We start from the raw sequence: 12,602 nt of genomic DNA, 5'->3' as shown, positions 1-12,602 counted from the left end.
ATATTTCCATAGAAAATTTTACCCTAATTTTCATTACAAAGAAAATGATAGCTAAATTTTAGCTATCATTTGTGCTTATTTCTTGAATTGATTTTTAACATATTCAGCGTAAAGTGGAGTAGATTTGATTAACTCATCATGGGTTCCGCTACCAGAGACGGTGCCATGATCAATGAAGTAAATCTTATCGGCATCTACAATTGTAGACAGACGGTGGGCAATAACTAGAGTGGTTCTGTCTTTCATTAAACCATTTAAGGCTTTTTGGACCATAGCTTCACTTTCAGAATCTAGACTGGCAGTTGCTTCATCGAGCATTAAAATTTTAGGATTTCTTAAAAATGCTCTAGCAATAGCAATACGTTGACGCTGACCGCCGGATAATTTGATTCCACGCTCGCCAATTTGAGTATCAAGTCCATCTTCCATTTCTTTGACAAACTTATCGGCATAAGCCATTTCAAGTCCATGCCACAATTCTTGGTCACTAACTTCACGATCTAAACCATAGATTAGATTTTCACGAATAGTACCGGGCATAACGGCTGAATTTTGTCCTACTAAGCCAATTTGTTTACGCCAATGAGCTAAATCAAGATTATCAATATTTTCATTTCCAATTGTAATTTTTCCAGAAGTTGGTTGATAGAACCTTTCAATTAGTGAAAAAATTGTGCTTTTACCACCGCCAGAAGGTCCTGCAAAGGCTACAACTGTATTTGGTTTGGCTTCTAAATTAATGTCATGCAAAATTTGTTTTCCATCTTCATAAGAAAAGTTAACTTTTTGAAACGCAAGGATTTTATTTGATATTTCATCAGTTTTATCATCTTGAGCTAGTTCCTCTTTTTCATCTAGCATTTGCTTAATGCGTTGAGTAGAACCGCTAGTTTTTGATAATTCATTGAAAAATTGGCTGATAATTAAAACAGGAGACATAATTTGAAAAATATACATTAAAAATGAAATTAATGCACCCATTGTAAGAGAGCCACTCATTACTCGAATAGCTCCATAACCTAAAATTCCTAAAAAGAGCATTGTCATTAACATATTAGTTAATGGTTGAGTAATAGCATTAATCCAAGCCTCTTTTTTACCGATATTGAATAAAGTTTCGATTCGCTTATTTCCAGTAGTAAGTTCTTTATTTTCTGCGTTAGAAGATTTAACTAAACGAATTTCACCTAATATACTAGTAGAATCGCTTGAAAAGTTAGCTAATTCATCTTGACGAACTTTACCAATTTTTCGAGATTGTTTCATTACTGGAAGCATAGCAAGCATTACAATTGGAATTGCGATAAACATAATTAGTGTCATTTGCCAATCCATTGCTAGCATAATAACTAAAGCACCAAAAAATTGCAAAATACTAGTCATTGCATTCGGCAAGGTATTGGCAAGTAAGTTTTTGACTTGAGAAGTATCGTTGACAAGACGTGAGGAAATTTCTCCAGTTTTAGTATTATCAAAATAACTAACGGGTAGATGAAGAAGCTTATTCCAGAGAAGCTTACGTAAATTCGCAACTACATTTTCACCAAAAATTCCTAATATTAATCCTGATAAAGCACTAATTAATATTCCACCAATGAAAATAATGATTGTTAAGATAATAATCCCAGAGTTTAAATTTTTAAAACTGTTAATAAGTTTTTGTGCAAGTTGTGGTACTAAAAGATTAGCTCCAGTTGAAATTAGCCCCAATAAGACCCCAATAAATAATTGCCAGTAATGAGGATGGGTGTGATTAATTAATTTAAAAAAGTCACTGAATTTAAATTTTTCAGTTGATTTTTCAACTTTTGTATTAGACATTCTATCCATAAAAATCTCCTTTCACTATAGTTAGGTACCTAACTAATTGAGTGAATATTATTAAAACAGATAGATGCCTAACTGTCAACTATTTATCAATAAAATCTTCTAAATGCTTATTTAAGTTTTTAAGTAAATGAATTAATTCATCTAATTGTTCTTCATCTAAATCGTGGCTGGCATCATCATTGATTTTTGAAAATGCTTTTCGAATTGAGACTATAGTTTTTTGACCGTATTGGGTGAGATAAATTCTTTTTACTCGGGCAGAAGCGGGATCATTTTTGCGGATAATATAACCATCTCTTTCTAAGTTCTTTAGCATATTACTAGCGCTGGCTCCACGCAAATGAAAATTATCTGCTAATTCTCTTTGAATAATTCCCGGATGACGCTCAATATAAGATAGAGTTCGAGACTGTTGAGGAGTTAGATTTAAATTTTCAGTATATTTTGAAAATAAACGATGTGAATTAATCATATAGAGACGTAATATTTGGTTAAGTTCATTAAATTTTGTAAGTTTGGTAGTCATTTGAATATCCTTTCTAAAAATTAGATACCTAATTATAAACTAAAGAAAATTTGACGCAAAATAAAAAACGCGATTTTTTCGCGCGTTTTTTAACTAGGATTAATAATTTGTTTGAGCTTCAGCTTTTCATCGTTAAATTCAAACTCAAGTACTGAACAATTACCAAAACCTTGATCTTTAACAACCTGAGGATTCAAGTTAACACTGATAAGAAAATTAAGTATTGCACCAGCATGGGAAATAATTAAAATATTATCACTATCATCACTAGATAATAATATAGAAAGAATTGTGGAGTTCATACGAGTTTGAACTTCTTTTTCACTTTCACCGCCATATTTTTTGAAAAAGTCTCCATATGGATAAGGTGGATTTAAACGTTCGCTGCTGCCCTCATATTTACCAAAGTTACATTCTTTTAAGCTTTTTAGGCGCATATAAGGAGAGTTTTCGCAAATGATATCCATTGTGTCGCAGGCTCTTTCGGAAGTTGAAGTATAACGTTTATCAAAGTAGATATTATTTTTTATGAAATATTGTTTGATTTCATTTGTTTGTTTAACACCTGTTGGAGTTAAGGCAGAATCACACCATCCTTGGATTCGATGCCATTTATTAAAATAAGTTTCACCATGACGCATTAAAAATAATTTAGTCATAATAATCACCTCTGTTAACGTCTCTGACTTCATTATAGTACAGAAGTCGTTAAGGTGGGTGTTTGAAGCAAAGTGAACTATAATAAAAGTGTTGCAAGTGAAAGCGATTCCGAAAAAGGAGAGATTGTAAAATGTTACATGAAAAAACAAGAAGAATTACAGATGAAGATATCATTAAGAAAAGCTTGTCTACGGAAAAGTTTGCTTCATTGAATATTAGATTGCTATCTAGTGATATTAGAATTGAAAACGGTGATCGTTTTGAAGTTACCTATAAAGGTATCAAGGAAGAAATGCCAAGAGTTGAACTTATTGGCGATATTATGAATATTGAACAAAATAGCCGTGAAGAAATTAATGTAACTTATGATTTGAATCATCGTTATGATTTAGGAGTTAAGGTTACTATTCCAAGAGAAGCACAAATTGATAAGTTAAACTTTTCTTCGATTGAAGGAGACTTCAAATTAAGAAAATTAATTGTTGCAAATATGTACATTAAAAGTAGCAATGGTGATGTAGACTTAGAAGACAGTAATATTAAGTCAGGAGAAATTTATGTTTTAGATGGTGACTTCAAAGCTGATAATACTGATCTTGATAATGTTGCTATTCAATTAGATGATGGAGATGCCTATATGAAACGGATGCACTTAACTGGTGGCTCTATTAATTTAATTGATGGTGATTGCAGAATTTGGGATAGTAAGTTTAATGGTAAATACTTTATTAGAAACAGCGATGGTGATAATAAAGTTGAAGGTGTTATGGGCGATGGTTATGGCTATAGCTTGGATACGCTTGATGGAACAAATAAATTATTTAAAGAAACTCGTCAAGGACATCTAGAATTAAATACCCAGTTTGATAACTTTATTACAATGAAGACAATGAAGGGTGACAATATTGTAAAATAGTCAACTTCTCCTTATAATTATGTAAGATATTAATTATAAGGAAAAATTTATGAAAAAAGCGATAGTATCAATAATTGCAATTCTTGGATTAACTGCATGTTCTAGTCAGAATAATAATTCAAAAAATCATACTAATTCGAGTAAAGTTCAGAATAAAGTAACTCAAATAAAAGAAAAAAAGATAGATACCTCTAAAAAATATCCCGGTCTTAGTTTGATGACGATTCCAAGTGAATTTCGCGGTAATTGGTATCGAAGTGATGAGTTTTCAAAAAGTGCTCGTAAGTTAGTAATTACAAAGCACTTAGTTAACGATTCTGTCGTTTATCAAAAAACTGGAAACATTAAGTTGGATCATAATTCTGAAAAGCAAAATAAGCAATATGCTGGGAATATTTCAATTGGTAAAGTTGATACAATAAATGGTCTCAGTTCTCTTAGAATTCGTGATGTGCTAGGCAGTGTAGATATTATCTATATGCTAGGAACATTTAAGGGACATCAGTGCTTATTTTTAGCGTATGATTTTGGTGATCGTGAAATTCATGGAGTGTTATTTAAAAAAGCCGATTTAGCAGTTAAGTATCGTAAGTATGATTTTTCAAAATTAAAATAGTAAAAATAACTCACTAATTATGAGTTATTTTTTTGTCTTGACAATAGTCCCCACACATACTAAAATTCTAAAGGTATGTGTATGGACTAAATTGAATGAAGAAGGATGTGAAGTATGGAAATAAATATGGATACAACTGAAAAAATATATTTAGCTATAGTGCGAGCTAATAAAGCATATGAAGAGTGGAACCGACAAAATAAGATGCCGGATTATATGAGTGTACTTTTATATGAACTTTTACTCCATAAAAAATTAACTCAAAAAGAACTTGTAAATTTAAGTGATTTGCCAAAACAATCAATAAATAAAGGTATTCACCATTTACAAGATTTAGGATATGTGAAATTAATTAAAGATGATAATGACCGGCGAAAAAAGTATTGTTCTCTTACTAAAAAAGGTGAAGAATATGCTTACAAAAAAATAACTCCTCTGATTGAATTAGAAACAAAAGTTTCTAACATAATGGGAAAAGAGAAAATGATGCAACTATCTCAGCTTTCTTGTGAATGGAGCGAGATTTTTTGGAGTTTATTAAAGAAAGAAGGGGAAAATAAGTGAAGATTTTAAAGCCACACCTTAAAAATTACAAAAAAGAAATTATTGGTGCTGTAATTGCTATTTTGATTTCGGCCTTTTCAACTCTTTGGCAACCGCGTGTTCTTGAAGATATTCAAAAAGCACTTCTTGTTAATAATCAGTCAAGAGTTTTACGTGATGGAATTTGGTTAGTAATTTTGGGAATAATTGCAATTGTTGCTGGGATTTTTAACGTTTATTATGCTGCTAAGATTGCTCAAGGAGTAACTAGTGATTTACGTGAAGAAACTTATAGTAAAATTCAAAGTTTTTCTCTAGCGAATATTGAAAAATTCTCAACTGGTTCATTAACTACGCGTTTAATCAATGATATGAACCAAATTATGAATATGATGATGACGCTATTTATGCAACTTTTGCGAATTCCAATAATTTTAGTTGGCTCATTTGTTTTAGCAATTATTACAATTCCGCGCTATTGGTGGGCACCGGTTTTGATGCTGGCATTGATTTTGAGTGTTGGAACTTGGGTTATGAAAAATATGACCAGCCTCTTTAATAAGTTTCAAGAGACAATGGATCAAATTTCTACTAGGGTCAAGGAAAATCTACAGGGCGTAAGAGTAGTAAAGTCTTTTAATCAAGAAAATAACGAAATTAAGAAATTTAATAAGACATCGGACTATTTAAACGATTTGAATATTAAAATTGGTTACTGGTTCTCTGCAATTATGCCAGCATTTATGTTGATAGCATATCTTGTAATTGCTTTGGTAATTTTATTAGTAGGAACCAGTATCAGATCACATCCAAGTGATGTAACTGTTGTAAGTCCATATGTTTCATATATTTTAACTTTATTATTTGCAATTTTAATTGGTGGAATGGTCTTGATGACTTTTTCACGTGGGAATGTTTCTCTTAAGAGAATCGCAGAAGTGCTTGAAACAGAAGCAGATGTTAAATTTGATGAAAATGCACCAGAAGAAGAATTATCGGAATCAATTGAGTTCGATCATGTATCATTTACTTATCCAGATGGTAATGATGAAACTTTACATGATATTTCATTTAAAATTGAACCTCATCAAATGATAGGTGTAGTTGGAGCCACAGGGTCTGGTAAGTCAACTTTAGCTCAGCTTATTGCCAGACTATATGATCCAACTGATGGTGAAATTAAAATTGGTGGCAAGAATTTAAAGTTAATTAATGAAAAAACTTTGCGTGATACAGTTTCTTTAGTTTTACAAAAAGCAATTCTTTTTTCAGGAACAATTGCGTCTAATTTGCGCCAAGGTAAAAAAGATGCCACCGATTATGAATTAGAGCGAGCTTCAGAAATTGCTCAAGCTCAAGAATTTATTAAACGTTATCCCGATGAATTTGATCATGAAGTAGAAGAAAGATCAGCTAACTTTTCTGGTGGACAAAAACAACGTCTTTCAATTGCACGTGGGGTTGTAAGTCAGCCACCAATTTTAATTTTAGATGATTCTACTTCTGCACTTGATGCTAAAAGTGAAAAGTTAGTTCAAGAAGCATTAGAACATGATTTAAAGAATACGACAACAATGATTATCGCTGAAAAAATTATGTCTGTGAAGAACGCTGATAAGATCTTAGTACTTGATGAAGGAAAATTAGTGGCTATGGGAAGTCATGATGAGCTTCTTAAAACTTCAAAAGTTTATCGTGAAATATATGATAGTCAAAAAGCAAAAGAAAAAAGAGGTGAATTAAATGAATAAAGCTCCAGAAAAAAGCAATGTTCAAAAGGCCTTAGCTTATTTTGCTCGTTATCTTAAACCTTATTGGAAAGGTATTACAATTGTTATTGTCTTGGGATTGATTTCAACTGCAACGCAAGTAATTGCGCCAATTTTCTTAGGAAATGCGGTTTCAAGTTTAACTAAATTTGTTGCAGGTGCTTTTAAGGGACAGAATCAATTAAATAACTTTTATCAAGCTTTAGGTTTGATGATTGGCTTTTATGCATTGGGAATTGTTTCAACTTTTATTGCTTGGATGGTTATGTCTAAGTTTAATGCTGATTCTACTAATGATATGCGTGAAAATTTGTTTGGAAAATTCCAAAGAATGTTAATTAAGTATTTTGATACTCATCAAGATGGTAAGCTATTATCATTATTTACTTCTGATCTTGATAATATTTTTAATGCAATGAATAATGCTGTTTTTGAAATTATTTCTCAAGGTACACTTTTCATTGGGACTATTATTATTATGTTCGTTGTAAACCCAATGATGGCTACAATGACAGTAGCTACTACGCCATTTATTTTGATAATTAGTATTATCATTATGAAAAAAGCTCGCAAGTACTTAGATAAGCAACAAGATGAAATTAGTGATTTGAATGGTTACATTAATGAACAAATTAATGGTCAAAAAGTAATTATTGCAAATGGCTTGCGAGAAGAATCAATTGATGGCTTTAAAACTTACAATAATAAAGTTCGCCATGCGATGTTTAACGGGCAATTTTATTCAGGGATGCTCTTCCCATTGTTACAGGGATTATCCTTACTTAATTTAGCCATTGTTATTGTAGGTGGCGCTTGGATGATCGTATCTGGTCAAGTAAGTCAGGCTGTCGGATTGGGATTGATTGTAACATTTGTAGAATATTCTCAAACTTATTTCCAACCCTTGACGCAGCTTACTTCAATCTATTCAATGATTCAGTTAGCACTTACTGGAGGTCGCAGACTTAATGCGGTTGAAGAACAAGCTGAAGAAAATCCAGAACTTGATGGTGAAGTTTTAACGGAAATTAAGGATGGAGTAAAACTTGAAAATGTATACTTTGGTTATACTCCGGACAAAGAAATTTTACATGGAGTTAATATTTCAGTAGATAAAGGCAAGTCTGTTGCCTTAGTTGGACCAACTGGCTCAGGAAAAACGACAATTATGAATCTTATTAATCGTTTTTATGACGTAGATAAGGGACACGTAATGTTTGATGGCGTAGATGTTCGGGACATTACCTTGAAATCACTTCGTGATAATGTGGGGATTGTGTTACAAGACTCAGTTTTGTTTACTGGAACAATCGAAGATAATATTAAATATGGTAAACCAAATGCAAGTCGTGAAGATGTGATTCGAGCAGCTAAAGAAGCTCAAATTCATGATTTTATTATGACTTTGCCAGATGGTTATGATACTGAAGTTTCTGATGAAAATACAATTTTTTCAACTGGACAAAAACAGCTTCTTTCAATTGCTCGAACTATTTTGACAGATCCAACTTTTCTTATTCTAGATGAAGCTACTTCTAACGTAGATACAGTTACAGAAGCAAAAATTCAAAAAGCTATGGATGCAGTGATTGCTGGAAGAACCAGCTTTGTGATTGCGCACCGTCTTAAAACAATTTTGAATTCAGATAAAATTGTAGTTCTAAAAGATGGAAATGTAATTGAGGAAGGTAATCACCAAGAGCTTTTAAAAGAACATGGTTTTTACTATGATTTATATACTAATCAGATGTCATTTGAATAAATTGTGTTATAATGAAAGCGTTACATAACAAATGATTAAGTCACTAGGGGTGCTATTTAGCTGAGACAATACCCTTTGAACTTGAACAAGGCAATACTTGCGTAAGGGAAGTGAAAAAAGAAGCAAAATATCAATTAAATGCTCCTAGCTGGCTTATTTGTAGTTTAGTTAGGAGCTTTTTATGTTTACAAGATCATCTAAATGGGATGTAAAATCAGTGATATTAGTAGCTTTAATTGGAATTTTAATGGGGATTATTTATACTTATGGGTTTAATAATCTTTACAACTTAACAAAATTTATTATGCTGCCAACTGGTTATGCTCCAGTAATGGATATGGTGTTTTCAGGATTATGGTATATGGCAGCTCCATTAGCTATGTACTTTGTTCCTACTTGTGGATCGGGTATTTTAGGAGAAGCAATAGCGTCAGTGGTTGAAATGGCAATCGGTGGTCAATGGGGCGCTTTAACGATTTTAGAAGGAGCCATTCAAGGTGCAACTAATGAGATTGGCTTTTTTCCTAAAAAAAGCCGTTATGAAAAATATTCTTGGAAAAGTGTGCTAACTGGAGCATTTTGTGCTAACTTGGGTGGTTATATTCCGCAATACTTTATTTATGGCTGGTACAAATATAGTCTTAATTTACAAATTACAATGTTTATTGTAGGGGTAGTATCGGCATTACTTTTTGATGGAGTGTTAGTAAAATTGATTACTAATTTATTTGAGCGAGCATTGAAACCTAAGTTAGACATTGATTAAACTGGCAAATTAAAAAGAGTGGTTTTGAAACCACTCTTTTTTAACTTAAAATTGATTCAACCTTAGTAGTAAGCATATCAATTGCTACATTGTTTGCGCCGCCTTCGGGAACAATAATATCAGCATAACGTTTAGTAGGCTCAATAAATTGATGATACATTGGCTTAACTGTATCCATATATTGATTGATTACAGAGTCAAGTGAACGACCGCGTTCTTTCATGTCACGTTCAAGGCGACGAATGAAGCGAATATCATCATCAGTGTCAACATAAACTTTAATATCCATTAAGTCACGAATCTCTTCATTAAATAAAACTAAGATTCCTTCCAAAATAATGATATCTGCAGGTTCTACATGAACTGTTTCATCACTTCGAGTGTGTGCAGTAAAGTCATATGTTGGCATTTCAATTGCTTGACGCTTCAAAAGCATTCCCAATTGTTTTTCAAGAAGTGGCATATCAAATGCGTTTGGATGATCATAATTGATATTCATTCGCTCTTCCATAGGGATGCCAGTATTATCCTTATAGTATGAGTCTTGTGTAATAATCGTTATACGGTCATTATCATCAAACTCTTCAGCAATTTTATGGGCGATAGTAGTTTTTCCACTACCAGAACCTCCAGTAATTCCAATAATCACAGGTTTATCAAGATTTGTCATTTTTTACTCCTTAAAATATATCCTTACCAATATTACCTGTAAAATAGCGTTGTGACAACATTTACAGGTGATTTTTTAATAAAAAAATTGTGTAATGTTTAATTTAACGAATATTTAAGACAGAGAATAAGAAATAAGTACCAGAAATAACGAACGCTTAGGAAAAGTATAGTATTATAATTCAGTAAATAACTAACCATTTTTAGTATACAATATAAAAATGTGTGGGATTTAATTAAAAAGGCACTTTTCTTTTTTGTGAAAAAAAGGTAAAATTTAAATTAACGCTATGTATGAAAGGATGTAAAACATGACACCAATTATCGAATTCCATCATGTTGACAAATACTATGGTAAATTTCATGCCTTAAAGGATATTAATTTAACTATCAATGAAGGCGAAGTCGTTTCAATTATTGGACCTTCTGGTTCTGGTAAGAGTACGCTTATTCGTACTATGAATGGATTAGAACCAATTAATAGTGGTAAATTAATTGTTAATGGTTATGATTTAGCTGATAAGAAGACTAATATTAACAAGATTCGTAAGGATGTCGGAATGGTATTCCAGCACTTTAATTTATATGAAAATCATACTGTATTAGGAAATATCGAATTAGCACCGCGTGTCGTATTGAATCGTCCTAAAGATGAAAATGAAGAAATTGCAATGGACCTTCTCAAAAAGGTTGGCCTTGAAAACAAAGCTCATATGTTTCCACGTAATTTATCAGGTGGTCAACAGCAACGTGTAGCTATTGCAAGAAGTTTGGCAATGCATCCAAAGGTAATCTTGTTTGATGAACCTACAAGTGCACTTGACCCTGAAATGATTCAGGATGTTTTAGATGTTATGAAACTTGTTGCAGAACAAGGTATTACAATGGTTGTTGTTACTCACGAAATGGGCTTTGCAAGAGAAGTCGCAAATCGCTTGATTTTCTTTGATCAAGGTCATATTTTGGAAGATCGTAAACCAGAAGAGTTCTTTGCTCATCCAAATACTGAACGTGCACAAGAATTTTTGGGTAAAATTATTACAAATTAACCGAGGTAGTTCTTATGCGAAAAATATGGAAGAAGCTTGGTTTTGTAACGCTTTTTTTGTTAGCAGTCGTTTCACTTAGTGCTTGTGAAAGTTATGGCAATAGCACAGCTGAACCAGAAAAAGATCAAGTTTATAGCCAAGTAAAAGCAAGCAAAAAGATTATCTGGGGCGTTAGAAATGATACACGTTTATTCGGTATCATGGATATTAAAGAAAATAAGTTAGTTGGGTTTGATATTGATTTGGCTAAGGCAATTACTAAACAAATGCTAGGAAAAGATGCCAAAGCTGAATTGTTCCAAACAACTTCAAAAACTAAGATTCCAGTTTTAAAAAATGGAAATGTTGATGCTTTAATGGCTACTGTAACTATTACGCCAGAGCGTAAAAAGCAAGTTACTTTTTCAGAACCTTACTTTAATGCTGGGCAGTCTCTTTTAGTATCTAAAAAGAGTTCAATTAAGTCAGTTAAGGACTTAAATAAAGCTGGCACAGTTGTAGTAGCAGTTAAAGGAACAACTGCAGTAGAAAATATTCACAAGTTTGCTCCAAAGGCTCGTGTTCTTGAATATGATGATTATGGTCAATGCTTTACAGCTCTTAAGGCTGGTCAAGGCCAAGCCATGAGTACTGATAATGGTATTTTAGCAGGGATTGCTGCAGAAAACCCAGGCTACAAAGTTGTTGGGGGCACTTTTACTCATGAACCTTACGGTATTGCTGTTGATAAGGGACAGACTAAGATGGCTAGTGAAATCAATAAAGCTTTTAATGAACTTAAGAAAAATGGTACTTATAATCGTTTAATGCATAAATGGTTTGACGGTATCCCAGGATTTAGTATAAAGGAGGCTGAAAGATAAATGTGGTCATTATTGGTTAATAATTGGCAAACCTTTTTGATTGGTTTCTGGAATACTATCTTATGTAGTATCTTAGCTTTAATTTTTAGTTTAATTATTGGAACCGTCTTTGCCATTTTAGAAACTATGCCAAATAAATTTTGGCGTGGGGTTGCTCGTGTTTATATCGAAATATTCCGTAATATCCCTCTATTGGTTATTGCGATGATCTTTTATTTAGTTATTCCACAATTTTGGATTAAAATGAGTGGATTTGCAGCAGGTACAATTGGACTTACACTGTATACTTCTGCATTTATTTCAGAAACTGTGCGAGCTGGTATTCAATCCGTTGGAGATGGTCAAATGGAAGGGGCCAGAAGTAATGGGATGACTTATTGGCAAGCAATGCGATATGTTATTTTGCCACAAGCGTTTAGAATTGTTATTCCACCATTAGGTAACCAGTTTGTTAACTTAATTAAAAACTCAAGTGTTTTAGCCTTTGTTGCTGGATTTGACTTAATGTATCAAGGGGATGTTATTGCATCAAGTACTTTCCAAACAATTCCAACTTATATTATTGTAGGGTTGTTCTACTTGATTTTAACATTGCCATTGTCATATTATATGCAACACTTAGAAAACAAATAA

Annotated in this window: 13 protein-coding genes and 1 riboswitch; of the genes, 9 read left to right on the top strand and 4 right to left on the bottom strand. The window is 32.5% G+C overall.

Annotated features, from left to right (window positions below; translation table 11 throughout):
• Positions 1-75: 75 nt before the first annotated feature.
• From FOD82_RS06420 to FOD82_RS06410, 3 genes are all read right to left on the bottom strand, one after another.
• Complete coding sequence (locus tag FOD82_RS06420; RefSeq protein WP_144355650.1) at positions 76-1,830, bottom strand: ABC transporter ATP-binding protein; 1,755 nt, start codon at positions 1,828-1,830, stop codon at positions 76-78.
• Positions 1,831-1,909: 79 nt separating this feature from the next.
• Entirely contained in the window at positions 1,910-2,356 is a 447-nt protein-coding gene (locus FOD82_RS06415) for a MarR family transcriptional regulator (RefSeq protein WP_144355649.1), read from the bottom strand.
• A gap of 89 nt (positions 2,357-2,445) precedes the next feature.
• Positions 2,446-3,015: a histidine phosphatase family protein gene (locus FOD82_RS06410; RefSeq protein WP_144355648.1), complete on the bottom strand. Its 570-nt coding sequence runs from the start codon at positions 3,013-3,015 to the stop codon at positions 2,446-2,448.
• A gap of 131 nt (positions 3,016-3,146) precedes the next feature.
• Between FOD82_RS06410 and FOD82_RS06405 the strand changes: the two genes are divergently transcribed.
• The 6 genes from FOD82_RS06405 to FOD82_RS06380 all read left to right on the top strand — a co-directional run bounded on the left by FOD82_RS06405 (position 3,147) and on the right by FOD82_RS06380 (position 9,388).
• Positions 3,147-3,932, top strand: a complete 786-nt coding sequence (locus tag FOD82_RS06405) for a DUF4097 family beta strand repeat-containing protein (protein ID WP_144355647.1) — start codon at positions 3,147-3,149, stop codon at positions 3,930-3,932.
• Between the two features lie 49 nt (positions 3,933-3,981).
• Positions 3,982-4,548, top strand: coding sequence for a hypothetical protein (locus tag FOD82_RS06400; RefSeq protein ID WP_144355646.1), 567 nt, complete (start codon positions 3,982-3,984; stop codon positions 4,546-4,548).
• Positions 4,549-4,662: 114 nt separating this feature from the next.
• The gene (locus FOD82_RS06395; protein ID WP_242450203.1) at positions 4,663-5,112 is read left to right on the top strand and encodes a helix-turn-helix domain-containing protein; all 450 of its coding nucleotides are present in this window, start codon (positions 4,663-4,665) and stop codon (positions 5,110-5,112) included.
• Positions 5,109-6,842: an ABC transporter ATP-binding protein gene (locus FOD82_RS06390; RefSeq protein WP_144355645.1), complete on the top strand. Its 1,734-nt coding sequence runs from the start codon at positions 5,109-5,111 to the stop codon at positions 6,840-6,842. The genes FOD82_RS06395 and FOD82_RS06390 overlap by 4 nt, the downstream gene beginning before the upstream one ends.
• Positions 6,835-8,622, top strand: coding sequence for an ABC transporter ATP-binding protein (locus FOD82_RS06385; RefSeq protein WP_144355644.1), 1,788 nt, complete (start codon positions 6,835-6,837; stop codon positions 8,620-8,622). Before FOD82_RS06390 ends, FOD82_RS06385 begins: the two co-directional genes overlap by 8 nt.
• 35 nt (positions 8,623-8,657) lie before the next feature.
• Positions 8,658-8,748, top strand: a riboswitch (TPP riboswitch).
• Positions 8,749-8,803: 55 nt separating this feature from the next.
• Positions 8,804-9,388, top strand: coding sequence for an ECF transporter S component (locus FOD82_RS06380; protein WP_144355643.1), 585 nt, complete (start codon positions 8,804-8,806; stop codon positions 9,386-9,388).
• A gap of 40 nt (positions 9,389-9,428) precedes the next feature.
• On the opposite strand, the gene udk is transcribed toward FOD82_RS06380, so the two are convergent.
• A complete protein-coding gene (gene udk / locus FOD82_RS06375) occupies positions 9,429-10,058 on the bottom strand; it encodes a uridine kinase (protein ID WP_144355642.1) in 630 nt (209 codons plus the stop codon).
• A gap of 310 nt (positions 10,059-10,368) precedes the next feature.
• Between udk and FOD82_RS06370 the strand changes: the two genes are divergently transcribed.
• The 3 genes from FOD82_RS06370 to FOD82_RS06360 are packed head-to-tail and all read left to right on the top strand — an operon-like array spanning position 10,369 to position 12,602.
• On the top strand, positions 10,369-11,106 hold the full coding sequence (locus FOD82_RS06370; RefSeq protein WP_144355641.1) for an amino acid ABC transporter ATP-binding protein: 738 nt from the start codon (positions 10,369-10,371) through the stop codon (positions 11,104-11,106).
• A gap of 14 nt (positions 11,107-11,120) precedes the next feature.
• Positions 11,121-11,969, top strand: coding sequence for a transporter substrate-binding domain-containing protein (locus FOD82_RS06365; protein WP_144355640.1), 849 nt, complete (start codon positions 11,121-11,123; stop codon positions 11,967-11,969).
• Entirely contained in the window at positions 11,970-12,602 is a 633-nt protein-coding gene (locus FOD82_RS06360; protein WP_144355639.1) for an amino acid ABC transporter permease, read from the top strand.

Origin of the sequence: Lactobacillus sp. LL6 (genome assembly GCF_007570935.1) — a bacterium.
Lineage (GTDB): Bacteria > Bacillota > Bacilli > Lactobacillales > Lactobacillaceae > Lactobacillus.
This window is presented reverse-complemented; position numbering and strand designations above follow the sequence as displayed.